This is a genomic window from Nonomuraea sp. B5E05, assembly GCF_039880665.1.
GTDB lineage: Bacteria > Actinomycetota > Actinomycetes > Streptosporangiales > Streptosporangiaceae > Nonomuraea.
Genome location: NZ_JBDPMJ010000013.1, coordinates 1 through 26754, shown reverse-complemented (window position 1 = coordinate 26754; position 26754 = coordinate 1). Strand labels below are relative to the sequence as shown.

General features: G+C 70.6%; 25 protein-coding genes. 9 read left to right on the top strand and 16 right to left on the bottom strand.

Features of this window, described 5'->3' with window-relative positions:
* Nucleotides 1–477 precede the first annotated feature (477 nt).
* From ABGB01_RS24045 to ABGB01_RS24005, 9 genes are all read right to left on the bottom strand, one after another.
* On the bottom strand, nt 478–1794 hold the full coding sequence (locus ABGB01_RS24045) for a hypothetical protein (protein WP_347775802.1): 1317 nt from the start codon (nt 1792–1794) through the stop codon (nt 478–480).
* A complete protein-coding gene (locus tag ABGB01_RS24040) occupies nt 1787–2590 on the bottom strand; it encodes a polysaccharide deacetylase family protein (protein ID WP_347775801.1) in 804 nt (267 codons plus the stop codon). Before ABGB01_RS24040 ends, ABGB01_RS24045 begins: the two co-directional genes overlap by 8 nt.
* Nucleotides 2590–3528 (bottom strand): glycosyltransferase family 2 protein, encoded by a 939-nt coding sequence (locus tag ABGB01_RS24035; protein WP_347775800.1) that lies wholly within the window; start codon nt 3526–3528, stop codon nt 2590–2592. Before ABGB01_RS24035 ends, ABGB01_RS24040 begins: the two co-directional genes overlap by 1 nt.
* A gap of 11 nt (nt 3529–3539) precedes the next feature.
* Entirely contained in the window at nt 3540–4373 is an 834-nt protein-coding gene (locus ABGB01_RS24030; RefSeq protein WP_347775799.1) for a glycosyltransferase family 2 protein, read from the bottom strand.
* Nucleotides 4374–4519: 146 nt separating this feature from the next.
* Nucleotides 4520–5647 carry a GNAT family N-acetyltransferase gene (locus ABGB01_RS24025; protein WP_347775798.1) on the bottom strand — a complete coding sequence of 376 codons (1128 nt, stop codon included), beginning with the start codon at nt 5645–5647 and terminating at the stop codon, nt 4520–4522.
* The gene (locus tag ABGB01_RS24020; RefSeq protein WP_347775797.1) at nt 5644–6012 is read right to left on the bottom strand and encodes a hypothetical protein; all 369 of its coding nucleotides are present in this window, start codon (nt 6010–6012) and stop codon (nt 5644–5646) included. Before ABGB01_RS24020 ends, ABGB01_RS24025 begins: the two co-directional genes overlap by 4 nt.
* Before the next feature lie 292 nt (nt 6013–6304).
* A complete protein-coding gene (locus tag ABGB01_RS24015) occupies nt 6305–7873 on the bottom strand; it encodes a sigma-70 family RNA polymerase sigma factor (RefSeq protein ID WP_347775796.1) in 1569 nt (522 codons plus the stop codon).
* Nucleotides 7874–7984: 111 nt separating this feature from the next.
* The gene (locus ABGB01_RS24010) at nt 7985–9664 is read right to left on the bottom strand and encodes a substrate-binding domain-containing protein (protein ID WP_347775795.1); all 1680 of its coding nucleotides are present in this window, start codon (nt 9662–9664) and stop codon (nt 7985–7987) included.
* Nucleotides 9665–9891: 227 nt separating this feature from the next.
* A complete protein-coding gene (locus ABGB01_RS24005; RefSeq protein ID WP_347775794.1) occupies nt 9892–10446 on the bottom strand; it encodes a cation transporter in 555 nt (184 codons plus the stop codon).
* A gap of 227 nt (nt 10447–10673) precedes the next feature.
* On the opposite strand from ABGB01_RS24005, the gene ABGB01_RS24000 reads away from it, so the two are divergent.
* The 5 genes from ABGB01_RS24000 to ABGB01_RS23980 all read left to right on the top strand — a co-directional run bounded on the left by ABGB01_RS24000 (nt 10674) and on the right by ABGB01_RS23980 (nt 14429).
* Nucleotides 10674–11444 carry a DUF4184 family protein gene (locus ABGB01_RS24000; RefSeq protein WP_347775793.1) on the top strand — a complete coding sequence of 257 codons (771 nt, stop codon included), beginning with the start codon at nt 10674–10676 and terminating at the stop codon, nt 11442–11444.
* Complete coding sequence (locus tag ABGB01_RS23995) at nt 11437–12249, top strand: RNA methyltransferase (protein WP_347775792.1); 813 nt, start codon at nt 11437–11439, stop codon at nt 12247–12249. The genes ABGB01_RS24000 and ABGB01_RS23995 overlap by 8 nt, the downstream gene beginning before the upstream one ends.
* A gap of 80 nt (nt 12250–12329) precedes the next feature.
* Entirely contained in the window at nt 12330–12593 is a 264-nt protein-coding gene (locus tag ABGB01_RS23990) for a DUF4235 domain-containing protein (RefSeq protein WP_347775791.1), read from the top strand.
* A gap of 52 nt (nt 12594–12645) precedes the next feature.
* Nucleotides 12646–13776 carry a histidine kinase gene (locus ABGB01_RS23985; RefSeq protein WP_347775790.1) on the top strand — a complete coding sequence of 377 codons (1131 nt, stop codon included), beginning with the start codon at nt 12646–12648 and terminating at the stop codon, nt 13774–13776.
* Entirely contained in the window at nt 13773–14429 is a 657-nt protein-coding gene (locus ABGB01_RS23980; protein ID WP_347618790.1) for a response regulator transcription factor, read from the top strand. Before ABGB01_RS23985 ends, ABGB01_RS23980 begins: the two co-directional genes overlap by 4 nt.
* Here the strand turns inward: ABGB01_RS23980 and ABGB01_RS23975 are convergent.
* Nucleotides 14419–15084: a DUF2306 domain-containing protein gene (locus ABGB01_RS23975; protein ID WP_347775789.1), complete on the bottom strand. Its 666-nt coding sequence runs from the start codon at nt 15082–15084 to the stop codon at nt 14419–14421. The two genes, ABGB01_RS23980 and ABGB01_RS23975, sit on opposite strands and share 11 nt — an antisense overlap.
* A 177-nt stretch (nt 15085–15261) precedes the next feature.
* Here ABGB01_RS23975 and ABGB01_RS23970 point away from each other — a divergent pair, with 177 nt between their 5' ends.
* Nucleotides 15262–16251, top strand: coding sequence for an NAD(P)-dependent alcohol dehydrogenase (locus ABGB01_RS23970; protein WP_347775788.1), 990 nt, complete (start codon nt 15262–15264; stop codon nt 16249–16251).
* Nucleotides 16252–16264: 13 nt separating this feature from the next.
* Here ABGB01_RS23970 and ABGB01_RS23965 read toward each other — a convergent pair whose 3' ends face one another.
* Nucleotides 16265–16573 carry a hypothetical protein gene (locus tag ABGB01_RS23965; protein ID WP_347775787.1) on the bottom strand — a complete coding sequence of 103 codons (309 nt, stop codon included), beginning with the start codon at nt 16571–16573 and terminating at the stop codon, nt 16265–16267.
* A gap of 126 nt (nt 16574–16699) precedes the next feature.
* The gene (locus ABGB01_RS23960; RefSeq protein WP_347775786.1) at nt 16700–17539 is read right to left on the bottom strand and encodes a serine hydrolase; all 840 of its coding nucleotides are present in this window, start codon (nt 17537–17539) and stop codon (nt 16700–16702) included.
* A 110-nt stretch (nt 17540–17649) separates the two neighbouring features.
* Here ABGB01_RS23960 and ABGB01_RS23955 point away from each other — a divergent pair, with 110 nt between their 5' ends.
* Complete coding sequence (locus tag ABGB01_RS23955) at nt 17650–17841, top strand: DUF1508 domain-containing protein (RefSeq protein ID WP_347775785.1); 192 nt, start codon at nt 17650–17652, stop codon at nt 17839–17841.
* A 13-nt stretch (nt 17842–17854) separates the two neighbouring features.
* On the opposite strand, the gene ABGB01_RS23950 is transcribed toward ABGB01_RS23955, so the two are convergent.
* Both ABGB01_RS23950 and ABGB01_RS23945 read right to left on the bottom strand, forming a co-directional pair.
* Nucleotides 17855–20140 carry a LuxR C-terminal-related transcriptional regulator gene (locus ABGB01_RS23950; protein WP_347775784.1) on the bottom strand — a complete coding sequence of 762 codons (2286 nt, stop codon included), beginning with the start codon at nt 20138–20140 and terminating at the stop codon, nt 17855–17857.
* 274 nt (nt 20141–20414) lie between these two features.
* A complete protein-coding gene (locus ABGB01_RS23945) occupies nt 20415–20948 on the bottom strand; it encodes a VTT domain-containing protein (RefSeq protein WP_347775783.1) in 534 nt (177 codons plus the stop codon).
* A gap of 164 nt (nt 20949–21112) precedes the next feature.
* Between ABGB01_RS23945 and ABGB01_RS23940 the strand changes: the two genes are divergently transcribed.
* Nucleotides 21113–21619 (top strand): hypothetical protein, encoded by a 507-nt coding sequence (locus ABGB01_RS23940; RefSeq protein WP_347775782.1) that lies wholly within the window; start codon nt 21113–21115, stop codon nt 21617–21619.
* Here ABGB01_RS23940 and ABGB01_RS23935 read toward each other — a convergent pair.
* A complete protein-coding gene (locus ABGB01_RS23935) occupies nt 21609–24983 on the bottom strand; it encodes a BTAD domain-containing putative transcriptional regulator (RefSeq protein ID WP_347775781.1) in 3375 nt (1124 codons plus the stop codon). The two genes, ABGB01_RS23940 and ABGB01_RS23935, sit on opposite strands and share 11 nt — an antisense overlap.
* A 251-nt stretch (nt 24984–25234) precedes the next feature.
* Nucleotides 25235–26293, bottom strand: coding sequence for a lysylphosphatidylglycerol synthase domain-containing protein (locus ABGB01_RS23930; protein ID WP_347775780.1), 1059 nt, complete (start codon nt 26291–26293; stop codon nt 25235–25237).
* Nucleotides 26294–26439: 146 nt separating this feature from the next.
* On the opposite strand from ABGB01_RS23930, the gene ABGB01_RS23925 reads away from it, so the two are divergent.
* Nucleotides 26440–26754, top strand: a 315-nt coding sequence (locus ABGB01_RS23925) for a transposase (protein ID WP_347775779.1), incomplete at its 3' end; no start/stop codon positions are given.

Here is a 26754-nt window from a genome sequence, read left to right as displayed (position 1 = left end):
CCTGCGTCGCGCCGTACGGTCGGGCCCCCACGGACGGCCGTCCACCACCGGCCGGCTTCGTCTCGCGGGATGACTGGGAGCCCCCCGGCGGTTGCGACGAACCGCCCGATGTCTGGGACCCCGCCGACGGCCCCGGAGAACCGCTGGGCTTCGGAGGGGAGCCGGTGTCCGGGGTGTTCTTGCCCGGCGCCGGTGGCATCGGGAGGCGGATGGCCGTGGTGCGGTCGGGGCCGGGATCGGCAGTGGACTCGGCGGTGCTTTCGGCAGTGGATTCGCCGGTGGTCTCGGCGGCTTCCGCCTCGGTCTTCTCAGACGTGCCGGAGCCCTCACCAGAGGGCTCGAACGTCAGCTTCGGGATGATCCCGGTAGCTTCCGGATCGAAGGGCACGTCTGAGTCCTCCTTGTCCCCGCGCGCATCCGGGGAGCCCGTGGTCCCCGGCGTCACGCCATTGCTGTCCCGTTGCCTCGCGTTGACCATCATGCGGTCCCGGACGACCCCTGAGTGACAGCCGGTCGACCTGTATCGCCGAATCCGAGAATCTTACGCAGATTTCCGAAAATCAACAGCGCAACTAGGAGCTCGCTGGCCAGCAGACCGTATCCCACCGCGTTCACTCCGGCGAAGGGGAACAGCGCGAGCGTGGACACCAGCACCAGGACGGCCAGCCCGATCTGGACGACGGCCAGCGTGCGCGCCCTGCTCTGGGCGCGCAGCGCGCTCAGATAGACCTCGATCAGCACCCGGGGCAGTACGGCGAGCGCCATGAGCCGCAGCAGCGTCGTGCCCTCCTCGGCGAAGGCGGGCCCGAAGATGGTCAGGATGAGCGGCGCCCCGGCGATCGCCACCGTGATGATCGGAATGACGATCATGAAGGCGCGCCGCAACGCCCGCCGGCAGTTCTCCGCCAGCTGGGACCGGTCGAACGAGCCCTCGACGGTCAGCGACACCGCCATGTTCATGGCCAGCAGCTCGATCATGCTGGCCAGGGTGTGCGCCATCGAGAAACGCCCGAACGTGGCCTCGCCCACCTGGGTGGCGATCACCACGGGCACCAGGTAGACGATGGCCAGGATCGACAGCGTCCCGGGGAAGTCGCCCGCCAGGAACCTTCCAATTTCGCGCAGACGAGGAGGCTGCAGCTCCGCGCCGGCCTGCCTGGTGTGCCGGGGCACCACGACGCCGAAGATCAGGAAGTTGATCGGGATCAGTGCGAGGGCGGTCGGGACGACCCAGGAGACGAAGATGCCGCCGGAGGGCAGCGCGCCGGCGAGCGCGACCAGCAGCCCCATCTTGACCAGGCCGAAGATCAGGTTGTTCAGCGGGACGAACGGGGCCCTGCGCAGGCCGGTCAGCACGACGTCCTGGAGGGTGAAGACCGCCCACACCACCACGGACGCCAGGAAGAACAGCCCCGGCCCGAACCCGGCCAGCACCGAATAGGTCTCGCCCCACAGGGGGAGCGTCAGCAGGAAGCCGACCGCGGCGACCCCGCCCGTGGCGGCGGCCAGGCCGTACCCGCGCAGGATGAGCTCGGGCGTGCGGCGGCCGGCCACCGGCAGGTAGCGGGCGAGCGCTCCGACGAACCCGAGCGCGACCAGCGACGCGAACAACCGCATCGCCGTGATCACCGCCTGGCCGCGGCCGAACTCGTCGGGGGTGTAGTAGTGGGCGGCCAGCAGCCAGTAGCCCATGCCGAGCACACCGGTGATGACGGTGTTCGCCATGAGCGCGTAACCCTGCCGGAACAGCGGGTTGCGCAGGTCGACGAGGATCCGCCCCCAGACCCTAGACATTGCCGCGCACCCGTTGCAGCCCGTACCTCGTCCTGCGCACGACGGCGTAACCCTTGGTGAGGATGCGCTCGCGCATGTAGATGAGAGGTACGGCGGTGCCTTCGACGGCGCGCTTGAACATGTTGATGGTCGTGCCCTTGCCGACCGTCAACCGGGGGATGGCCAGCATGTCGTGCCGGTCCGCGGCGATCGTGTTGCTGACGGCGCAGGCGGCGAAGTAGCCGGCCTTGCGCACCTCGCGGCGTACGCGGGCGCTGGAGTAGCCGTAGGGGTAGGCCATGGTGGCGACCGGCGCGCCGATCTTCTCCTCCAGCAGGCCCTTGTTCCTGCGCAGCTCCTGCCGGAGATCCTCGGTGCGGAGCTGGTCGAGCTGGGGGTGGCTGTGGCTGTGGCCGCCGATCTCGATGCCGGTCTGCGCGGCCTCGCGGGCCTGGCCCCAGGACAACATGTCGTCGAGTGGCCTGCCCGCCGCGTCGTCGCCCGCGTCGGACACCCAGCCGCTGGTCAGGAAGACCGTGGCGGGGAAGTTGTAGCGCTCGAGCAGCGGCAGCGCGTGGCTGTGGAAGTCGGCGTAGCCGTCGTCGAAGGTCACCACGACCGGCTTGTCGGGCATCGAGCGGCCGTTGTTCTTGTTGAGCGAGGCCACCAGGTCGCCCAGCGTGAGCGGGGTGAAGCCGTTCTCCGACAGGTAGGCCAACTGCTCGGCCAGGTCGGAGGGCCGCACCGCGTGCGGCCTGGTGTCGTCGTTGGGGCCGTCGGTGACCGAGTGGTACATCAGGATCGGGACGCGGATCATCAGCGTGCCACCTTCAGCCGTGCCGTGCCCACCACGTAGCCCCAGGTCGTCCAGGCCAGCCCGATCACGATCGCGGCGGCCCGGCCGAGCCCGCCCAGGTCGCCCCGCAGGGCCTCGCCCACCCCGCGCAGCGCGCCGAGCGGCAGCGTCTTGATGGCGTGCGCCCGCTCGCTGGCGAGCCCGTCCTGGGTGCCGACCTCCTGCGTCACCAGGGCCTTCGACAGGCCCTCCGCGTAGCACCTGGACCGGAAGTAGGCGAAGCCCTCGCGCTGCTTCGACACCTTGTGCCCGATCACCGCGCGCGGCTCGAACAACATGACGGAGCCGGGCTTGCGCTGGGTGAGCCGGATGCAGAACTCGGTCTCCTCGCAGCCCAGCGGCCGCGACTTGCGCCCTTGGACGCTGCGCCCGATGCCGCTGTGGAAGCCGCCCACCTCGGACACGACGTCGCGCAGGAAGGCGGCGTTGCCGCCCATCACGTTGCGGATCGGCGCCCTGACCGCGGGCATGCCGCGGTAGGTGCAGCCGACCGTCCAGTCGAACTCGTACGGGAACCACCGCGGCCGCCTGCCGGACGCCCACAGGGGGTCGGTGCGACCGCCCACACCCACCACGCCGGGTTCCTGGAAGCCCTCCTCCAAAGCCTCCAGCCACCCGGCGTCGGCGACGGCGTCGTCGTCGAGGAACGCGACGATCTCACCGTTGGCCGTGGCCGCCCCGGTGTTCTTGCCTCCGGACAACCCCTGCTCGTGCGTGTTCTCCACCACGATGGCCTGTGGATATTCGCGCTTGAGCTTGAGGTGCAGGTCGGGGTTGTGGTCGACCACCAGGATCAGCTCGTGGGCCGGGCGGGTCTGGTTCTCGACCGACTCGACTGCCTGCCTGATGTCCTCCCACCGGTCCTCGGTGTAGACGCAGATGACAACAGACGTGTTCACAACGGTCCTTTTTATGCGACGCCTCGGTCAGCGGCAGGAGTGGCGGTGGGCTCAGGCTGGGGCGGAGAGGGCTGGCGGCGCCACTCCTTCAGGATGGTCTTGAGCACACGGAAGCCATCTCGTACGACGTGCAGGTTGCTCTCGCCGTGGATGCGGTTACGTTCGTGACTCGGCACCTCGTGCACCTTCAGCCCGGCCTTGGCCGCGCGCACGTTCATCAGCGTCTCCACCTCGAAGCCGTCGCAGTCGAGGTCGAGCACGTCGAGGTGGCGCGCCCAGAAGGCGTTGTAGCCGTAGCACAGGTCGGTGTACTGGGTGCGGTACATCACGTTGACGATGCCGGTGAGGACCTTGTTGCCCAGACGGCGGTTGAGCGTCAGGTCGTCGCTGCCGCCGCCGGCGGCGTAGCGCGAGCCCTTGACGAAGTCGGCGCCGGTCACCAGCGCGCCCACGAAGTTGATGATCTCGCGGCCGTCGGTCGAGCCGTCGGCGTCGATCATCACGATGATGTCGCAGGTGCACGCCGCGAAACCGGCGGCCAGGGCGTCGCCCTTGCCCTTGCCCGTCTGGGTCACGACCTTCACGTTGGGCCGCAGCCGCCTGGCCACGGCGACCGTGTCGTCGACGGAGTTGCCGTCGACCAGCACGATCTCGTCGACCCACTGCGGGATGGTGGCGAAGACGTGCGGCAGGTTCTCGGCTTCGTTCATCGCCGGCACGACCACGCTGACCGTCGGTGAGATGGCCAGGTGCGGCGTCACGGGCGTGAAGCTCGACGGTGGCGGCATCGACCGTAGGGGTCCGGCCTGGATCTTGCCGTTGTGCTTGGTTATCTCGGGACTCATGGCGAGGGAAATCCTTCCGGGACCCCGTCGTGCGAACCGGACGAGGCCATCCCCGGGTGCTGCGGGAATGACGAACCGGTGGGCGGTGCATCGGGGGTCCTGCGTGGAGAGTGAGGGTGTATGTGCTGGTGCCGGGGTGGGAGCGGTCAGCTCGCTCCCGATGCTTCCTTGACTACATTGGGTGACTCCTGCTGTTGCACTGAGGTGCGCACCCGACCAAAGCCCTTGAGGACACGGTCGGCCGCCTTATAAAGAGACGGTCGGTCCATGACAATTGTTCGGGCCTTGTTGAAAGGAGTTCGGCCGATCCAGTGCACCGCCGCGGTCGCGGACGGTCTCGAGATGCGGCCTTCGGCGACGTACAGGACCCCGCTCTTGAGCCAGTCTTTGTACTCCTTGCCGCCCTTGCCCATGTCGACCATGTGCAGCCCGTCGTTCGCGGCGGCCTCGGCCATCTGGAGATGATGGACGATGCCCGGCGAATAGCGGGCGAACTCGGTGTCGTAGGCGGGGAACCACCCTACAAGCGTGGTGGCCGTACGGAGGCCGAAATGTCCAGCCACTGGAACGTCGCCCGCATAAAGCATGGTGAGCACGCCTCCGAAATCAGCTGACTTTTCGGCATGCATCATTTCCGTGAGCTCGACGATCCACGGCTGGGCGAACCTGTCGACCCGGCCGGTCCTGCGGTATTGGTCCGACTTCCAGGCCAGCAGGGTGCGCAGCACCTCGGGATCGGGCGAGGCCCACGCGAAGCGCAGCTCTCCCTGGTCCCTGCCGAGCTTTCGCTCTTTGTAGCGGACGGTCTTGAGGTTCTTCGGCGAGTTGGCCTTGACCTGGTCGATCCAGGCCTCGAACCCCGAGGTGAAGTCCATGACCGGGGCCGGCCGGACATCCTGCTCGTAGGGGGCGAAGGTGGGCTGCCCCGCCACCAGATGGTCGAAGTCGAACACGCTGAGCTTGCAGGCTCGCAGCAGCGCCTTGGCGTCGAGCTCCAGCTCCGGCGTGGCGATCAGGCCGTGGCAGGTGGTCAGGAAGCCGCCGAGCGGCTTGCCGATGCCGAAGCTGTGCCGTTCGTACGGGAAGAAGCCGGCGATGCCGGCGCCGTCGGAGATGACCGCCACCCTCACGTAGTCGCGCAAACGGTCCATCGCGACGGCGAACTCGACGGACAGGAAGGGGTTGTCCAGACTCGGGTCCGCCTTCTGCAGCTCCCGCCACCGGGCGCGTTCGGGTTCACCGAGGTCTCCCGGCCGAACTACCTGGATGTTCACCTTGCCCTGGCCCCCTGTTCGGTCTGCATGCTCTTCCCCCGGTACAACACGCGAAGCACGTACATGAACCCTCCGAGCACGGCGACGGTCGCCACACCGGCCCTCGGCGACCATGCGTTGAACAGCAGCATGGCCTGCGCGAGAAGCACGTTCAGTACGAGACTTGCGGCAGCCCCTACTGATAGTGCGGCAAGGGGATCACGATCACGCAACAGTCCCACCACCGCGGCCCCAGGAACGAACAGAAGGAACAGGGAGATCAAGAACGGGCGCAGCGGTGTCTCGATGTCGAACAGCGCGACTATCGCCCCCGCTATGCAGGCGAACGCCAGCACCCACGCCAGCGCTCTGCGGTGCTTGAGCATCTCCTGGGTTTCTCCTGATCTTCCTGGTCGGAGCGTATTTGATCGCAGTTCATGGGACCAATCAGCGCCTGGCACGTCAATGCCGACGCTTGGTGACGCTGACCGGTTCACCCGCGGGCTGAGATTTCTCATGTGAACTTCAGCACATGGTCAAGCGCTCTTTGGCCCAGGAGTGGTCCCCAAGCACACCAGAATGCCCTATGAGGCCGGGGATCTTCGAGCCAGGGCCCGAATTATGCCCGATTGTCGATTAATCGGCGATCTACCAGCGCTTGGCGCGACGATGACCCGTTCACTCGTCCATGGTGTCCACGGAGGAGCTCTCCGCACCGGCGGTGGGCGTCTCCGGAGGCTCGCTGATGTCCGTGGGCACATCGCCGTCGGGCGCGTCGGAGGCAGGCGGCCGCTGGTCGGCCATCCAGGACAACGAGCAGGATCTGGTGCCGCCGTTCGAGGTGAAGGCGACGCGGCCGCTGCCGGACACGGTCGGATCGATGGCCGTCACCACCACCCGCACGGAGCTGCCCGCCTTGATGGACCCGCTCGCCGGGTGCACGTCCAGGCCCTGCGAGGCGGTGGCCACCCAGGAGACCTGGGCGTTGCGGGCGCTGAGCCCGATCCTGGCCAGGCCGTCCGTGCCGTCCGGGCACGACGCGACGAGCCGCGGGCCGGGCGCGGGCCTGCGCCGGGAGGCCGTCGGAGCGGGCGCGGGCCTGGTGCGGGGCCGCGCGGCGACCGGCCGCCCGCTCGGCGTGCGCCTGTCCGGCCGGGTCGCGCTCGGCGTCGGCGTCGGCGTCGGCGAGGGCGTCGGCTCGTTCTCGTCCTCCTCCAGAACGGGCTCAGGAGCGGGGCTCTGCGCCACGGAGAGCGTGGGGGAGGGCGCCGGCGGCAGCGCGGTGCCGCCGGAGACGTCCCGGCCGTTGATCACGACCACGGCGCCCGTCGCGGCCAGCAGGCAGGCCCCGGCCAGCACCATCGGCGCCAGCCGGCGCGGCCTGCGCCGGCGCGAGCGGCCCTCCGCGGCCACGGGGAACCCCGTCCGGTCGAAGTTGTCGCCGCGGTCGGTGATCAACGTACGGGTCTGGTCGCGCTCCGGGTTGACGCACGTGTCGACCACCCGGCGGCGCAGCGACAGCGGCGCGAACACGACCGGCACCATGTCCAGCAGCCGAAGGGCCGAGATCTGCCGGTGCCGGCCCTCGGTGCACACCTCGCACCCGCCGATGTGCCCCGACAACCGCCGGCGCAGCAGCGGGGTGAGCGGACCCTCCCACGAGTCCACCATCGCCGACAGGTCGGGACAGTGCGCCCGCCCGGTCCTCGCCAGCACCACGGCGGCCGCGGCGTTCTCCAGGTGGTCGCGCGCGCGGCCCAGCCTGGCGCTCACCTGCCGCGAGGTCAGCCCGAGCACCACGCCCACCTCGGCCGGGGTCAGTCCGTGGCGCAGCGACAACACCAGGACCTCGCGCTCGTTCCTGCTCAGCTCGCCCAGCGTCTCGTGGACCAGGTCGGCCAGTTCGGGGTCGTCATGGTCGCCGGGCTCCGGCAGCGGCAGTCCCTCCACAGGGGTGCCGCTCCTGTGCGACATCCTGGCCTGCGCCTGGAACCGGGCCAGCGCGTACAGCCAGGCCCGCAGCCTGGCGGGCTCCTTCAGCCGGTCCACGCAGCCCTGCGCGGTGACGAGCGCGTCGTGCACGGCGTCCCCGGCGACCTCTCGCTCCTCGATGAGCGAGCAGGCGTAGTCGTGCAGCCGCTCGCCGTAGGAGTCGTACAGCCTGGCGGGGGCATCGGTGTCCGCGCGCCGCAGAGCCTCAACGAGCTCCTGATCGTCGGTACGGTCGACGGTCGGCCATCCAGGCACGGATTCCCTCCCCGCGGGTTCGTACGGGCTACTCAGCCCCACGCGGAGAGGACGCCGCCCCCTTCAGCCCGGTTCGCCCCCCATGCCGAACGGTTATGAGGGTGGGTAGGCTCAGCCGTCGCAGTTGGGGGAGCAGAGGCGGCGCTCCATGCCCTGCAGGAAGAAGTCGCGGACCTGCAGGATGTCCTTGGCGATGTACGCCTCGCCGCCCGTGGCCTTGGCCAGCGCGTCCATCTGCCGCTTGCCCTTCTCGGCCTCCGGGCCGAACGCGATGAGCAGGATGCTGATGGGCCGCTTCGGGTTGTAGGTCTTCTTCAGGTACCGCAGGATCTCGGCGTCCTCGACGCCGCCGTCGGGATCGTCGTTGCCGGCGCCGTCCGTGAGGATCAGCAACGTGTTGATCTTGTCTTGCCGGAACGTCTTGGTCAGCTCCGCGTAGGCGGCCCTGATCGTGTCGTTCAGCCCGGTGTCGCCCGTGGGTTTCGCCTGGATCTGGGAGAACGTCGTGGCCAGCGCCTCCTTGCGGAGCGCCCCGTCGATCGACTCGGACAGCGGCCCGACGGAGACGAGTTCCTTCCAGTCCTTGTCCCGTCCGTCCAGATGCGTGGAGAACGTCCACAGGCCCACCTCGGAGTCGGCGGGGAAGAGCCCGAGCCCCTCGGTCGCGATCTTGTTGATGGCCTGCATGCGGGTCATGTTCGTGCCGGGCACGGGCAGCGCCATCGTTCCCGAGACGTCGAGCAGGGTGAGCAGCCGGGAGCCGAGGTTCAGCCTGGACCAGGTCTGCACCATTCTGGCCACGGTCGCGGTGTCGGGCGGCTCCAGTGCGGTCGGCGGGTCAGGGGTGAAGCCCTTCTCCTCCGACAGCGCGTTGCCCGCCTTGCCGTCGGTGCCGCGGAACCCGGCGGCGCGCAGGATCTTCCCGGCCGACTCCGTCGTCAGGTTCTGCTTGAAGTCCGCCGCCGCCTTCAGCACCGCCGGGTCCTTGGCCAGGATCGTGACGGGGTAGTCGAGGCTGAGCGTGCCCTCCTTCGGATAGAGGGCCACCACCGGCGCCTCCGGCTTCTTGGCGTTGTGGGCGTGGATGGCCTGCTCGGAGGTCACCCCGACGGGCACCCTGCTGGACTTCACCGTGAGGCTGGCCAGCAGCGCCGTCGAGTCGGGCGCGAGCTGGCCGGACAGCTCCTTCAGTGCGCCCACGAGCGCCTTGTCCTGCTTGGCCTCCCTTGCCGTGCCGGCGGCGGCCAGCAGGGCGGCCAGCCCCGCCGAGTTCTTCTGGGGGTCGAGGGCCAGCACGCGTACCTTCTTGCCTGGCCCGTCCACGTTCGCGACGTTCGCCGCCGCGATCATCGCGCTCCAGCTCGGCTGCAGGGTGCCGGTGAGCTTCTGCGCGGCCGACTCGGCCGCCGCCAGCACCACGGGGGAGGTCGCGATCGACCCCTCGACCTGCGGCAGCTCCTTGCCTCCCGAGGTCTGGCGCATGCTCTCCATCAGCAGGCTGGAGTCGGCCACCCAGAAGTCGGCCGGCACCTTGCCCGCGGCCAGCGCGTTCGCGGTCTTCGCCGCCGCCTGCTTGGCCACCGTCACCTCGACGCACTTGCTGTCGATCGAGTGCATGGCCTTGTTGTAGTTGCCGGCGATCTTGTTGAGCGCGGGGTGGATGTCGGGGGTCGCGACGACCCGCAGCGGCAGCTTTCCGCTGGAGCAGTCGTGGTTCCTGGTGAAGATGACGAACGCGGCGACGCCGAGGAGCACGGCCATCGCGACGGCGCCCGCCAGCGGCACGAGCACCCTGCCGCGACCGTTGCCGGAGTGTCTGCGCGGGGGTGGAGGTTCGCTGGCTCTGTATCCGCCGTCGAGATCGTCTGTGCGGTGTCGCCCCACGATGCCCTCTTAGGTGTGTAGGAACCTTCCGGAGACCCTAGCGGGAGAAGCTCCGCAATACTCCGGGAACGATACTCGGTGCGGTCAGTGTGGTTAAACAGCCCTTTTGGTGCGGCGATTACGGTGTGTTGCCATCAATGGCAGCATGCGTGACCGCGCCACGCGCGCCTTCCCTCGCGTACGGCGACCACCGCCAGAGCGACCGCGACGGCCGGGTCGACCCACCACCAGCCGATCGTGTTGAGCCACAATCCGGCGAGCACGCCCGCCGCCATGGCGGCGCAGATGAGGTTCTGCGTGCCCTCACCCGCCGTCGACGGCGACGCCAGCCGCGCGCCGAGCCGCCGCTTGGCGATGCCCAGCAGCGGCATGCTGACCAGGCTGACCGCCGTCACCACGATCCCCAGCACGCTCGGCACCGCACGGTGCCCCGCCCCCAGGTCGTACGCCACGTGGATGACCAGATAGGGCGCGAGCAGCCAGAAGCTCACCGCCACCGCCCGCCTGGCGGTGGTCTCCGCGCTCGGCGACAGCGTGCGGGCGCCGGTGAACCGCCACACCACGATCATGCTGGCCGCCGCCTCCATGACGGCGCACAGGCCCCATCCGATCAGCGCGACGGAGTGTGCCACGAGGCCCGCCGCCAGGCCGAGCGTGCTTTCCACGCCCAGCCAGGCGAGCGTAGCCACCGAGAGTGTGCGAGCCGCGCGAGCGGCGCGCAACCAGTCTGCTGACGCGGCCGGATGCTCACGAATCCGCTGGTCAGGCACCATGAACCCCCGAATTCCCGGCTATCCGGCCGTCGACAGCGCTACGTACCGTACCCACTACTCTCAGTAACTTTAGATCGCGGGGGCAAAGGATGTTCAAGGTTCGGCGCATAATGTGACGAAGATCGTCAGATGGGGGGAGACGATTGCCGTTCACGCCCAGTCACATGGCCGCGGTGGTGCCGCTGCTGGCATCTTCCCGGATGCGCAGGTTCGCCGACCCGTGGGCGCTGGCGCTGGGAGCCATGGTGCCCGACCTGCCGCTGTTCCTGCCGTTCCTGCCCGACTACACCGACTGGCACTCCTGGTCGGGCGTGGTCACTCTCGATCTCGCCGCGGTGCTCGTGTTGCTGCCGCTCTTCCACGTCGTGTTCAGGGACCCGCTGGTCGCCCTGCTGCCCGCCGCCCTCGCCGGCCGCGCCGCGCTGCTGGCTCCCGAACGGCTCAGGCTCATGCCGATCGCCGCGGGCGCGGTGATCGGTGCCGCCTCTCACGTGCTCTGGGACTCCTTCACCCACTCCACCGGGGTCGTGGAATGGGGCGGCCGGCTCGGAGACCCCCTCTTCGGCGAGATCCCGCTCTTCCGCCTCCTGCAGTACGTCTCCTCCGCGATCGGGCTGGCCGTCGTCGTGTGGTGGGGCCGGCGCGGACTGTCCAGGATGCCCGCCGAACCGGTGCCCGGCCGCCTGCGGATCTCGCCGCGCGCACGGTGGTCGGTCCTGACCGCGTGCACGGCGGGCACGGTGGCGGGCGCCCTCCTGTGGCCGCTCGTGGACGAACCGAGCCCGGAACTGGGCGTCCCCAGCGTGCTCACCAAGACGGGCACGGGCACCCTGATCGGCCTGTGCCTCGTCCTCACCTGCTACGCGGTGGTCTGGCAGGTCAGGCGGCGCATGGCAGTATCGGAAGGTGCTTGAGTACGTCACCGACCCCGACGACCCCCGCCTGAGCGACTACACCCGGCTCAGGGACGTGGAGCTGCGCAAGAGCCTGGAGGCCGAGCGCGGGCTGTTCCTCGCCGAAGGCGAGAAGGTCATCAGGCGCGCCATCGGCGCCGGCTACCCGATCCGCTCGGTCCTGACCACGCGCCGCTGGCTGGCGCCGCTGGAGGACGTGATCGGCGACGCCACCGTCTACGTGGTGAGCGACGAGATCATGTCCGGCATCGCCGGCTTCCAGGTCCACCGCGGGGCACTGGCCTCGATGGAACGCCTGCCCCTGCCCGGCGTCGAAGCCCTGCTCAAGCGGGGTGGCCGGCGCCTGCTCGTGCTGGAGGACCTGGTCGACCACTCCAACGTCGGGGCGATCTTCAGGTCGGCGGCGGCGCTCGGCGTGGACGGCATCATCCTGTCGCCCCGGTGCGCGGATCCCCTCTACCGCAGGGCGGTCAAGGTGTCGATGGGTGCGGTGTTCTCGATCCCGTACGCGCGGATGGACGACTGGTTCGAGGGGCTCGCGCACCTGCGGGAGGCGGGCTGCCAGACACTGGCCCTGACCCCGGACCAGACCGCCGTCCCCATAGACGAGGTCAGGGTCGCGGGCCGGGTGGCGCTGCTGCTGGGCGCGGAGGGCGACGGGCTCTCCTCCCACTGGCTGGAGGAGGCCGACCAGGCGGTGTGCATCCCCATGAGCGCCGAGGCCATGGCCGCCGGGGTCGACTCCCTGAACGTCGTGGCGGCCGCGGCCATCGCCTGTCACGGGCTGATGCGCTCGTCCCTTTGACCTCTCACCCGGGTGGGCTCGGCTGGTACGCGTTTAAGACGCGCACACGGGGCACGGCGAAACCGTCGTGAGGAGACGAGATGCACCCTGTACACAAGGCCACCTCGCTGGGAATGGGCGTGCTCAGCGGCGCGCTGGCGACCCTGTTGTTCCGTCGGATGTGGAAGTGGGCCGCGGGCGAGGACGACTCGCCTGACGCCGAGGACCTCGAACGCGACCTGACGGAGATCCTGGTCGCCGCGGCCCTGCAAGGGGCGCTGTTCGGCCTGATCAAGGCCATGGTGCACCGGGCGAGCGCGAAGACGTTCCGGCGCAGGTCGGTCCAGGGCCGGGCGAAGGCCTGACGAACGCTGCCGGCCTGGTCCGCGGCGGGGCGGACTCTCGTACGATGAGGGCGTGCTTCGTTCCGTGTGGAACGAGCCCCCTCCCGCCGGCCCGCCCGCACGGGGCCGGCGGGACTGGGCGCTCGTCGGGGTGCTCTTGTCGCTCGCCCTGCTCGAAGGAGCCGTGCGGCCGGACATGCCGTGGCGGGCCGTCTCGGTGATCGTCACCGTCGTGCTGGTGCCCACGCTGCTCTGGCGCAGGACGCGGCCGCTGCTGATGGTCGTGATCGCCTTCACCACCTCGAGCGTCGTCCCGCTGTTCATGGACGGCGGCCGCCCCGACGCGTACACGATGGTGTTCGTGCTGATCCTGGTCTATTCGTTGTTCCGCTGGGGGTCCGGCCGCGACGTCGTGATCGGGCTCGCGGTCATGCTCCCCGGAGTGCGCTTCTCGCTGGCCGGCGCGCCTCTCGCCCTCGCCGACGCCGTGGGCGCGTTCGCGGTCTTCTTCTCGGCCATGGCGCTCGGCGGGGCGCTGCGCTACCGGGCGAGGGCGCGGATGCGCGAGCTCGAGCAGGTCAAGCTGCTCGAACGCGAACAGCTGGCCCGCGACCTGCACGACATCGTCGCCCACCACGTCTCGGCCATGGCGATCCGCGCCCAGGCGGGCCTGGCGACGGCGGTGACCCGACCGGAGGCCGCCACCGACGCGCTGCGCGTGATCGAGGCCGAGGCGACGCGTGCCCTCGCCGAGATGCGTGCCATGGTGCGCGTCCTGCGCAAGAACGAGCCGGCGGAGCTGGCGCCCAGCCGGCACATTTCCGACCTGCGGCAACTCGCCGGCAGGGGCCGCGTCGGCCCGTCCGTGGACGTGCGGCTCGCCGGAGATCTCGACGACCTTTCCCCGTCGGTCGGGGCCGCGATCTACCGCATCGCCCAGGAATCGATCACCAACGCGCGGCGGCACGCCCGCCACGCCACCCGCATCGACGTCCTGGTGGCCGCCGACGACACGTCGGTGCGCTTACGGGTGAGCGACGACGGCGACACCGCCTCGCCGCGCCAGGTGGACCCGCCCGGCTACGGGCTGCTCGGCATGATCGAGCGCGCCGACCTGCTCGGCGGCACCTGCGAGGCCGGCCCGGGCCCCGAACGCGGCTGGACCGTGACCGCCGTCCTGCCCAGGGCCGGGGCGGCGACGTGAGCATCCGGGTGATCGTCGCCGACGACCAGGAGATCGCGCGCACCGGGCTCAGGATGATCCTGGACGCCCAGCCGGACATCGAGGTGGTCGGCGAGGCCGGCGACGGGCGGCGGGCCGTCGAGCTCGCGCGCCGGTTACGCCCGGACGTGTGCCTGTTCGACATCCGCATGCCCCACCTCGACGGCATCGAGGCCACCCGCTCCGTCGCGGGGCCGGCCGTGGACGCCCCGCTGGCCGTCGTCGTCATCACCACGTTCGACCTCGACGAGTACGTCTACGCCGCGCTCAGGGCCGGCGCCCGCGGGTTCCTGCTCAAGGACGCCGGCCCCGACCTGCTCGGCCAGGCCGTACGCGCCGCCGCGGGCGGCGACGCCCTCATCGCCCCGAGCGTCACCGCCCGGCTGCTCGCCGCCTTCGCCGACTCGGGACGCGGCACGCCGCCGGCGCAGCCCGTCGAGGCGCTGACGGACCGCGAGGAGCAGATCCTGCTCACCGTGGCGCGCGGCCGGACGAACAGCGAGATCGCCGCCGAGCTGCACATCTCGCTCAGCACCGTGAAGAGCCACATCGCGAGCCTGATGACCAAGCTCGGCGTGCGCAACCGCGTCGAGATCGCCATGTGGGCCTACGAGACCCGCCGCGTCAGGCCCTGACCGGGCGGCCCGCCCGCCGCCTCCTGATGATCCACTCGGCCACGGCGAGGTTGATCACCCAGCCGGCGCCCACGAGCAGTGCCCTGCCGGCCTCATCAGGAGGAGCGGCCACGAAGAGGAACCAGAGCGCCTGCGTCACCGCCTGCGAACCCGCGCCCAGGCCGAGCGCGTACGCGCGCATCATCCAGGCGCGGTGGCGGGCGATGTCCCGGCGCAGGATCGCGGCGACGCCGAGCACGAGGGATCCGGCCATGACCGTGCCGAACACGAGCCGGAAGGCGGCGAGCAGGCCGCCGTCCCCGGGCGGCAGGGCGGAGAACAGCGTCAGCCACAGGCCGGTCAGCGCCGCCACGAGCCCCAGCGGGACCAGGGTCCTGCCGAGCACACGATGCCGCCGCGGCCGCCACCGCCCTCCGAACTGGAAGGCGCCCAGCAGGTTGTACAGGCAGGCGGCGACGATGTGCAGGGCCACGGGGAGCGGCGCGGCGAAGAACCGCGCGTTGTCCGGCGTGACCTCGGCGCCGCCGGTCAGCTCGGTCAGGCGGATCGCCCCCGCGAGGAGGGGGACGAGGCCGAGCGCGATCAGGCCGGTGCGCGCGAGCCAGGTCGCCCTGCCCGACCTGGAGCGGGTGATCGTCGTGCTCTCGTGGGTCATGCCCCGATCGTGGGCGCGCGAGAGGCCACGGTCATCGCCTTTCAGTGCCGGTTCCGGGCGTCCGAACGGCCGATGGGAAGGTCGTACTTTCGGCTGTTACGCCCTCGTGCGGGGCTGTTCACACTGACGTTCGTGGTGGTACGCGGCCGGCGTCACCAACGGCACGAGGAGCATCCCATGAAGGCTTTCGTTCTGCGCTCGTACGGCTCACCCGACGTCCTGGAGCTCAAGGAGCTCGGCAAGCCGGAGCCCGGCGACGACGAGGTGCTGGTCCGGGTGCGGGCCACCTCCGTCCAGCCCTACGACTGGCACCTGATGAGAGGCGAGCCGATCGTCGCCCGCCTGATCGGCGAGCTCGGCCTGCGCCGACCGAAGATCAGCATCCTGGGCGCCGACGTGGCCGGCGAGGTGGCGGCGGTGGGCAAGAACGTGACGGAGTTCAGCCCGGGCGACGAGGTGTACGGGATGCCCCTACAGGGCGGCTTCGCCGAGTACGTCTGCGTTCCCGAGCGCGGGCTGGCGCCGAAGCCCGGGAATCTGTCGTACGAGGAGGCAGCGGCGGTGCCCCTGGCGGCCGGCACCGCCCTGCTGGCCATCCGCGACCACGGGCAGGTGCAACCAGGGCACAAGGTGCTCGTCAACGGGGCCTCGGGCGGCGTGGGCACGTTCGCCGTGCAACTCGCCCGCGTGTACGGCGCCGAGGTCACCGGCGTCTGCAGCTCGCGCAACGTGGACCTGGTGCGGTCGATCGGCGCGGACAAGGTCATCGACTACACCCAGCAGGACTTCACGCGGAACGGGCAGCGCTACGACGTGCTGATCGACATCGCCGGAAGCCACCCGGGATCGGCCTGCCGGCGGGTGCTGACAGGGAAAGGGGCGCTCGTCGCCGTCGGCGGGCAGGCGGGCCGGTGGTTGCAGCCCGCCGGGCACGTCTTCTCGGTGCTGGCAGCGGGGCCGTTCGTGTCCCAGCGGGTGTCGTCCGCGGACGTGGTGAGGTGCGAGGAGACCAAGCGGAACCTGCTGGCGCTGACCGAGCTCATCGAGGGCGGCGAGGTCTCGCCCGTCATCGACCGGAGCTTTCCGTTCGAGCGCATCCCGGAGGCCGTCGCGTACCAGGAGGCCGGGCACGCTCCCGGAAAGGTCGTCATCACGGTCGGCGACTAGGAGCCCGGGGCTGTCAGGGCTGCTCTTCGTTGAGCCAGCCGGGGTGCCAGTCGGGGTGCCTGCCGGGGTCGGCGACGACCGGACGGCTCACGATGGCGCTGTCGAGGCCCGTCTCCCTGATGTGGCGTTCGAGCGCGGGAGCCTGCCACGCGGTCGTGATGAGCGTGAGCTCCCAGCTGATCTCGTCGTGGCGGGTGGTCGGGCGTGGCGTCTCGGCTATGTCGATCGACGTGGCCAGTCCCGCGCGGAGGATGCCGTTGGCCAGCACGGCCGCCCTTTCGTGGCCCTCGATCGTCGCGCGGATCTCGATGAATTCCGCCATGGTCATCCTTTTCGAGGGTTGGACGCCCACCCTACTGCGCTCAGGTGGGAGGTGGCTGTGCCCCAGATCACCCCTAGCGCTGCTAGACGTACGGTCGTTGCTCATCCGGCTCATGGGCCGGACCGGTCAGCCGAGGGCGATCCGGTCGCCCGCGTGGTCGAGGAGCCGTTCGGCCGTGGTGAAGCGGCGCTCCGCCGAGCTGTCGTTCAGCAGCACGCCCACGACCCGCTCGCCACCGCGTACGCCCGCGAACAGCAGGCAGTATCCCGCGGCCCTCGTGTAGCCGGTCTTCACGCCCAGCACCCCGTCCGCGCGCGTGAGCAGCTTGTTGGTGTTGTGCCAGGTGTGCGCCCGGTGCACCTTCGTCTTGGCTACCCTGTGGACCGTGTGCCCGACCACGGTCGTGAACGTGTCGTCGCCCAGCGCCCACTGGGCCAGCCTCGCCTGGTCGGCGGCCGTCGAGTAGCCGCCGTTGCCCGGGGTGGGCATGCCGTCGGCGTTGGTGTAGCGGGTGTCGTCCAGGCCGAGCGAGCGGGCGGTGCGGTTCATCTTGGCGACGAAGGCGGTCTTGCCCGGGCCGTAGCGCCGCGCCAGCGCGTTGGCCGCGTCGGCGCCCGAGGGCAGCATGAGGGCGTACAGCAGGTCCCTGACCGTGAAGCGCTCGCCCTTGCGCAGGCCCGCCGTCGCGGCGCCGTTGCGCGCGGCGTACGTCACGTCGGTCGCGGAGATCCTGACCGTGTCGCTCAGCCGGGCCTCGCGCAGCACGACGTACGCGGTCATGATCTTGACGAGGCTGGCGACCGGCATCCGGCGCGTCTCGCGCTTGCCGAGGTGGATCGTCCCTGTCGAATCGACGACGTACGCCGCCTTGGCCGCCACGGCGGGCTCGTCCGCCGCGACGGCAGGGGTGGCGACCCCGACCAGCGCAGTGACCACGACAGAACCCATGAAACCGGCGATACGCATGGCAATCATGGTGTCAGGAGATCAAGGGTTCGTTTGCCTGACACGGCCATAGGTATGGATCAGGCACGGGTAAATGGTTGATAGATCCGACATGACGGGGGACGGCGACCATGGCAGGCAGGTTCATCATCAGTAAGGACGAACAGGGCGGTTACCGCTTCGCGCTCGTGGCGAACAACGGGCAGACGCTCGCGGTCGGCGGGGGATTCCCGACCAAGGTGGCCTGCGTGAACGGCATCGAGACCGTGCGCAGGAACGCCCCCGAGGCCGTCATCGACGACCGGAGCGAGCAGGGCGCCTAAGGCGGCGTGCGGGCTACCGGTCGTGCGTGGGGGTGTCCCGCTTCTTGGCCCAGACGGCGATCTGGGTGCGGGAGTTGAAGCCGAGCTTGTTCAGGATGTGCTCGACATGTCCCTCGGCGGTGCGCTGGGCTATCACCAGAGCGGCGGCGATCTCCTTGTTGCTCATCCCCTGCGCGACGAGGCGCGCTATCTCAGTCTCCCTGCGCGTCAGCGGTGACCATGACATTTTCCCGCCGAGCGGTTCGTCCGTGGCCTCGATCTCGCCCAAGGCGTAGGCGATCCCCTCGTCGTAGGAGAGCCCGGCGCCTTGCCTGGCGGCCGCTTCGAATGCCGGCTTGCCGAGAGCCTCTTGGGCACGCGACGCGCTCTCGTCGTGGTGGCGAAGGATGAGTTCGTACCTGAACGGCACCCTGTGGACGCCTTGGTCGTGTCTCCGCAGGAACCCCAGCAGCGTGGCCGCGTGGCGGTGCCGTTCCTGACCAGCGGCGATCCACGCCAACACCGCGATGTTGACGTTGCTGCCGAGCAGGTCATCGATGGAGTGCTGGAAGCGCAGGCTCTCCCGCTCCAGAACGGTCGCGCGCGCGGCGTCGCCCTGCAACCAGAGCGCGACGCCGAGCACGGTCTTCCCGTACGCCCTGATCCACCTGTCGCCGTGCGCTTCACACACGGCCAGGCATTCCTCACCGGCGGCCACGGCGCGGGAGGTGTCCCCCAGCAGGGCGCGGGTCAGGCAGAGCCGGAACAGCGTCATCGTCAGGCCCTGCGGGTCGCCGGTGGCGCGGTGACGGGCGACCGCTTCCTCGTAATGCGTGACCGCGGTTTCGGCGTCTCCGCGATACATGGCGATCATCCCGGAGACAAGCGCCGCGTAGGCCAGCACCGGCTGCAGCCCCAGCTGCTCGCCCAGCTCCCGGGCCTGGCGTACCGCCGTCTCAGCGGTGGCGCCGTCGGCCTGGGTGATGGCCAGCCAGGCGTTGACCCACAGTGCCCGGCCGCGCATCTCGCTCGCCTCGGTGACGACGGCCAGCCCATGGTCCAGGCGGGCTCGTCCCTCGCCCAGATAGTTTCCGGTCATCCAGTGATGGAAGAGGTCAGCGGCCATGCCGAGGCCGGTTTCGATCTCGCCCGGCACGGCGAAGCAGTAGTCCAGGGCCTGGCGCAGGTTGGCGTGCTCGATCCGCTGCCTGTCGAACCATTCGACCTGATTCAGGCCGAACATCTCGGCGGCCGCCCGTGCCGCCAGGTCGCGGTAGTAGTCGCGGTGCCTGCGCCGCATCGCCCGCTCCTCCCCGGAGGCGAGAAGCTGCTCGCGGCCGTACTGCCGAATCGTCTCCAGCATCCGGTAGCGTACGGTCGCCTGGATTTCCTCCCGGACCAGCACCGACTTGTTGACCAGCGAGGTCACCAGATCGAGGACGTCCTCGCGGGCGACGCCCTCCCCCGAGCAGACCTCCTCGGCCGCTTCCAGGTCCAATCCGCCGGCGAACACCGACGCGCGTGCCCAGAGCAGCTGCTCCGGCTCCGTGCACAGGGCGTAGCTCCAGTCGACCAGCGCACGCAACGTCCGCTGCCGGGGCGGACCTGTCCGAGGCCCGGTGGTGAGCAGGTGAAAGCGGTTCTCCAGCCGGGCCAGCAGCTGTTCCGGCGACAACATCCTCAGCCGCACGGCCGCCAGCTCGATGGCGAGGGGCAGGCCGTCCAGCTGGCGGCAGATCCGCTCAATGGTCCCCCGGTTACTCTCGGTGATCGCGAATTCGGGCAGCACAGCCGCGGCTCGCTCGCCGAACAGCTGCACCGCCTCCCCCTCGGGCTCGGCCAGCGGCTGCGAGTCGTCAGAATCGGGCAACGACAGCGTCGGCACGGCCAGAAGGCGTTCGCCCTCGATGCCCAGCGCCTCCCTGCTGGTGGCCAGGATCCGCAGCTCGGCCGCGGAGCGCACCAGCGTGGCGGCCAACACGGCGCAGTCGTTCAGCAAATGTTCGCAGTTGTCCAGGACGAGCAGTATCCGCCGGTCACGCAGATGCTCGACGAGCACCTCCGTGGGCGGCTGAGAGGAGCGATTCTGCACGTTAAGAGCGCTGAGGACGGTGGGGGCGAGCATTTCCGGATCCTCCAGCGCGGCGAGATCGACCAGCCACACGCCGTCGCTGAAAGACCGCTCGACCTCGGCGGCGACCTTGAGAGCCAGCCGGGTCTTGCCGACGCCGCCGACGCCGGTGAGGGTCACCACGGGGGCCGTGCCCAACAGCCGCTTGATCTCGGCGGCCTCCTGCCGGCGCCCTACGAAACTGGTCACCTGAACAGGCAGCGTGCCCAGCCTCTGCCGCCTGGCAGGTGTGGTCGTCACTGTGTTCATGCGCGCCTCACGTCGCCCCTCGACCAGCGGATCACCATGCGCTGAGTCGGCTTGTCTCAGCCTACGGCCTCGTCCGAGCGGGTGTTCACATCGGGTGCGACCGCCGCCACGGTTCCTCCGCCGCTGACCTGGCCGCCGACGAGACGTCCGTCAACCAGCACGTCAATGACCATCGCGGAGGGCCGGAACGGCGCGGAGCCGGGAGTTCGAGGTCCTATGAGACCGGTGCGATCTGGTCCTCGTCGGCGCGGCGCCGTCTGCGGCGGCGGACCACGAGCGCGGCCACGGCGGTGACGGCCACCACGGCCACGGCGGCCGCGGCGAGGGGCGAGGCGGCGGCGAGTTGCAGCCACCCCCACACGATCGCCGTGCCGCCGAACCACCACAGTGGCGCCCAGGTCAGGCAGCCCAGCGCGCTGGCGACGACGTACCAGGGGTAGGACACGCGCAGCGCCCCGGCCACCCACGGCAGGGTGTGGCGCAACATGGGCACCCAGAAACAGCCGTAGACGGCCAGTGCGCCCCATTTCTCGACGACCTGCTCGATCTTCGTGATGCGCTCGCGGCCCAGCTTGACGCCGACGCGGGACTCGTAGAGCTTCTCGCCGAGCTTGCGGCCGACCCAGTAGTAGACCTGGAACGCTCCGAACAGGGCGAGCATCAGGATGGCGCCGACGAGCCAGTAGGGGAGGCCGAGCCAGAACGGCTCGGCGAAGCCGTCGGAGACGGGGGCGATCGCACGCACCATCCGCAGCCACCCCTCCCTGAGCCTTAGGTCAGCCTTACCTTAATTCAAAGCCCTACTTGCCTGCCATACCGGCTGCAAGTCTCCCGCAATGGGTGCAACCAGCCGACAAGCGGGACTCAACCGCCCTGCCTCACTCTATGGGGGAGGCGAAAGGGGTGTTGACGATGACGACGAGAAGCGCAGCCGCCCTCGCCAGTGGCACCGCGAACACGGTCAAGCTCTTCGTGGCCGCGCTCGCGTTCACCAGCGCCTACGTCGGCTTCTCCGCCTACCACAACGCCAACTCGGCGACCGAGCCCGTGACGACCATCACCCTGTCGGCCCGCGAGCGGCCCATCTCCGCTCCGATCAGGCAGACGGCCACCGCCGCCAGGGCGGGAGAGGTCTCCGTCGGCGGCGGCGCCGGCTGCGCCGACCCGTACGTGGCCCGGAGCGTGGTCGTCAACCCCGACCCCGACCAGGCCGTGACGTACGGCTGGCGGCTCACCCGCTGGAGCCCCGCGAGCCGGACCTGGCGCACCTACCTGGTGGACCACGACGGCTTCGCCTCCGCCGCGAGCACCGTCGAGTGGCGGTCCCACGTCTCGGGCAACCCCGGGTGGTACCGCATCGAGCTGGCCGTCGAGGGCGCCAGGACCATCAGGAGCGAGCGATTCCAGGTCAGCTGTTGACCGACTGCCGCGCCGCCTCCACCCAGCGCGGCACGCCGACCCGCCCGGCCACCTCGAGAGCCTTGCGGTAGTGGTCGCGCGCGGCGTCGGGCTGCCCCAGGCGGATGGCGAGATCGCCGAGCGTCAGCGCGACGGGCCACAGCGCCACCACGCCGGTGCCGGCGCCCGCCACCCGGTCGGCGAACGGCTTGAGCTTGTCGTAGCAGTCGACCATCCGCTCCCGGTCGTCCAGCAGCATGCCCGCCAGTGCCCGCCAGGTCATCACCAGCTCGTAGAGGAAGTCGGGACGCACCGGCGGCCGGGTGGCGGCCACGGCCCTGGCCTCGTCGAGACGGCCCGCCGAGGCGAGGGCGAGGGCGTAGGCGTCGAGCGTCCACTTCGCGCCCCGCAGGTGGGCCTCGGCGAGCTGGTCGACCATCCCGGCGGCCCGGCCGTCGACCAGGTGCAGGCAGAACGTCGTGATCAGCGGCAGGTCCTGGCGGCCCTCCAGCATGCCGGCCCGCTCCGTCATCCTGGCCGCGTCGCGGTAGGCCCGCCCGGCGCCGGCGTAGTCACCGGCGATCATGAGCCGCTGGCCGGCGTACCAGACGACGACCGCGGCCGGCGCCGACAGGTCGTACTGCTTGGCCAGGCGGTCGGCGGCGGCGGCGTGCTCGTCGGCGGTCGCGAACTCGCCCCTGGCCGCCGCGCACTCCAGCAGCACCAGATGGGCCAGCGCCTGCGTGGCCATCTGGCCGGAGCGCTGGGCGACCTCCAGCAGCTCCCTGCCGATGCTCTCGCGCGTGTCGACCGCGGGAATGTCGTACGACTGGCGCAGCCGACCGCTGAGCGCGGCCGCGATCAGCGCGGGGTCGCCGCTCTGCCTGGCCAGCTCCAGCGCCTCCAGCGACGCCTGCCGGCCTCGCTCGGGGGAGGAGGAGCCCTCCAGCTCCAGGGCGAGCGTGGTCAGCAGGCTGGCCCGCAGCCGCTGCTCGCCTTCGGGCAGCTCCATGAGCGCCCGCTCGGTGACGTCGACGATCTCCCACGCGGTGCGGGTGAAGTCGCGGGCCATGCCCTTGTGCGGCACGGCCAGCGAGGCGGCCACCTTCGCGGTGATCTCGAGGTCGCCCAGCGGCAGCGCGGTGTCCATGGCCTGGCGGCGCAGCACCCGGGCCGCCGACATGTCGCCGCACAGCGCGAGGGCCCTGATCTGGCGCAGCATGAGCGCCAGCCGCTTCTTGGTGCGCTCCGGCGTCTGCGCGCCGCCCGGCTCGTCGTTGCGCGAACGGTCGAACGCGGCGATGGCCTGCTCCCACAGCGTGGCCGCCTCGCGGTGGGCGAAGCGCCGCTCGGCCTGCTCGGCCGCCAGCCCCGCGTAGTGGACGGCCTTCTCTGCCGCGTCGGCGAGGAAGTAGTGGTGGGCGAGCGCGGCCACGTCGGACGGAGTGCGCTCCTCGATGACCGCGGCCACGGCCGCGTGCAGCCGGGTGCGGCGCAGCCGGGACGCGTCGGAGTAGATCGTGTCGCGCACCAGGTCGTGGTCGAACCTGAGCAGCCCGGGCCCCGGCTCGGTCACCAGGCCCGCCAGCAGTGCCGCCTCGACGGCCTCGATGACGGCGTCCTCGTCGCCCGCCACGGCGATGAGCACGTCGAGGTCGACGTCGCGGCCGATCACGGCGGCCTGGAGCAGGATCTGCTGCGCGCCCGACGGCAGCCGCGAGATGCGCCGCCGCAGCACGTCGCGCACGCCGGAGGGCACCTGCGAGAGCACCTCGGTCGCGCTCGCCCGGTCGGCCGCGCCCTCGGAGTCGAGCAGGCGCACGGTCTCGCGAACGAAGAACGGGTTGCCGCCGGTGCGCTCGACGATCGACTCGACCGCGTCGTCGTCGATCTCGCGCACGCAGGTGGCCTTGACCAGCTCGGCCACGGCCTTCGGGTCGAGCCCCGACAGGCCCACGCGGACCGGGCCGAGCCGGGCCAGGGCGGCCAGCACGTCGGACTGGCGGTCGTCGAGCTCGCTCTCCCTGCACGTCACCACGAGCAGCACCCGGCTGGTGGCCAGCAGGCTGGGCAGCGCCCGCAGCAGGGCCAGCGTCTGGTCGTCGGCCCAGTGGAGGTCTTCGAGCGTCAGCAGCACGGGCGACCTGCGCGCGACCCCCGCCAGGTAGCCGCCGACCGCGCGGTGCAGCCGGAAGCCGCCGGACACCTCGTCCTCGTCGGGGTCGGGGGCGGCGTCGTCGAGCAGCGGCGCGAGCAGCTGGGCGTATTCGCCCGCGCCCGTCACGCCGATGAGGGCGCGCAGGATCTCGACCCACGCCCAGCCGGGCGGGGTGGCGCTGGAGTCGGGACAGGCCCCGGACGCGGCGATCCAGCCGTCGCCGGCCAGCCGGGTCTCCACCTGGCGCAGCAGGGTGGTCTTGCCCGCGCCCGCGACCCCGGTCACGATCGCGACCTGGAACCTGCCGGTGCGGGAGGCCGCCGTGGTCAGCCTGGTCAGCTCGGCGTCGCGGCCGACGAACGGCTCCGGCTCCAGCGGCGGCGGGTCGACGGGCGTGGCCGGCCGGGGCGGCCAGGTGTCGGTGACCGGCGCCGGCCGCGCGGGCCGCGCAGGAGCGGCCAGCTCCAGCTCGGGCGACTGGGCCAGGATGTCGGACTCCAGCTTGCGCAGCGCCGGCCCCGGGTCGATGCCCAGCTCGTCGGCCAGGATGTTGCGCGCCCTGCGCAGCGCGGCCAGCGCGTCGCCCTGCCGGCCGCAGCGGTAGAGGCCCAGCGCCAGCAGCCGCCAGCCCTCCTCGCGCAGCGGATGTTCCGTGGTCAGCGCCTCGAGGTCGGGCACGGTCTCGGCGTGCATGCCGAGCCGCAGGCCGGTGTCGGCGTGCCGCTCGCGCGCCACGAGGCGCAGCTCGGTCAGCCGGTTGACCTCGGCCTCCGCCCACGGCTGGTCGGCGAAGTCGGAGTAGGGGGTGCCGCGCCACAGGCCCAGCGCCTTTTCCAGGCGGCCGCGGGCGGCCTGCGGATCGCCCTCGTCGAGGTGCTCGCCGGCCGCGCGTACGAGCTGCTCGAACCTGAGCGCGTCGACCTGGTCGGAGGCCACGCGCAGCGCGTAGCCGGACGCGACCGTCACCAGCAGCCGGTTGGGGCCCCCGCGAGGGCGGCCGGGCTCCAGCACCCTGCGCAGGCGCGAGATGTAGACCTGCAGGCCCGACTGCGCGCCCTTGGCCGCATCGTCGTCCCACAAGTCGTAAAGAAGCGTGTCAACGGGCACGACCTGGCCTCTGGCCACGAGGAGCCGGGCGAGGACGGCCCGTTGCCGCAACCCGCCGAGGTCGAGCTCGTCGTCGTGTTCGTACGCCTCGACTGGCCCCAGAACTCGGAACGCCACCATGTCAGCCGCCACGCTATGCGGGCCTGCGAATCACGCACAAGGTCTTTGTTGGGTTTGGGATTGTCACCGATCTACCTCCGCATGGAAACCGCGTCCCCCGGTGCGGTGAGTCGTTGCAGGGTGCCAGGACATGGTGTTCACCTCGTGGTCGTGATGCAGTGACCCGGAGCGCGTGCCGACGGCCGCCGGGCGCGGCGGACGGCTCGATCCGGGTCGCGGAACGTCTACGGCCGAGCGGGCCGGAGCGGTGGTCAAGAGGGGGCCTTCGAGATCGTGGACGGGGGCTCCGCCTCGGCGTTTCGGCCGTTTCGCCGGCGCAGGAGCGCCCATGCGCCCAGTGCCAGGCCGCCGAACGGGATCTCGATAGTGTAAGTCCAGAAGCCGAAAAGCAGTGCGGTCGCGATCGCGGGAGTGCCCGGCACCCCGAACGCGATCAGCAGGGCGGCCACGCCGCTCTCCATGATCCCCGCGCCGCTGGGCGTGATCAGGGCGCTGGTCAGGACCCTCGACAGCGCGAAGACGGCGATCGACTCGGCCAGGCCGGGCCAGGCGCCGGTGGCGTGCATGCAGGCGGCCATGATCGCCCACTGGAAGCCGAGGAAGAAGATCATGCCGAGCGACAGGCCGGGCCACCGGGTCCTGACGATCCCGGCGGTGTCGGCGCGCAGCCGGTGGAAGGCCGCGGAGGCGTGGAACTTCACCCGCAACAGCCTGGTGAGGCCGTCGAGCGCCCGGCCGAGCAGCGTGGCGGCGCGCTCCCAGTAGAGTGCCGCGGCCACGACCGCGCAGAGCACGAGGATGGAGATCGCGCCCGTCCAGCCCGCCTTGGCGACCGTCGCGTTGGGCGCCTCGTCCGCCATCAGCAGCGCGATGATCCCGACGGCCGGCAGGATGAACCTGAACAACGTGTTCCAGATGCCGCTGACCAGCGTCATGACCACGAACGAGCGGTTGGAGAAGCCCCATCCCTTCGTCATGGCGAACGACACCGCCACGCCGACCGCCCCGCCGAACGGCAGGAGGTTGCTCACCGCGCTGCCCGCCGCGTTGAGCGTGAGGCCCTGCAGGTTGTTCAGCCCCGGCAGGGAGTTGGTCAGCACGAACGTGTAGGCCACCAGGCTCAGCAGCCACAGCACGGCCATGATCGCGATCTCGCCCGCGCCGAGCGCGCCGAACACGGCGCCGATCTCGGCCCAGGAGACCGGTTTGCCGGTGAGCGCGCGCACGATCTGAGGCAGGTAGACCACGAGCAGCACGGCCAGCCCGAGCGACAGGACGGACAGGGCGATCTGGAGCCACTTGTTCTTCATCGGATACCTCCGAGGAGACCCCCGCCTTCAGGCGGGGGAGGAATCGCTCTCCTGCGGAGCAGGGCAGGGTGAGGCGATTCGCCGCCAGGCGGACCGTATAGAACACACACGCGATTCTTAGCTGATCGTGCGGTAGGATGTGAGGCGTGGCGCAGATCGTGAAGCGGGCCTACAAGTACCGCTTCTACCCGACCCCCGAGCAAGCCTCCGAGCTTGCCCGGACGTTCGGCTGCGTCCGCCTCGTCTACAACAAAGCCCTGGAAGATCGGTCCCGCGCCTACACGCTGCAAGGCCGTCGCGTCTCCTACGTGGAGTCCTCGGCCGCCCTCACGGCGTGGAAGCGCAGCGGAGACTATGACTTCCTGTCCGAGGTGTCGTCGGTCCCTCTTCAGCAGGCGCTTCGCCACCTCCAGGCCGCGTTCGCGAACTTCTTCGCCAAGCGGGCCAAGTACCCGACCTTC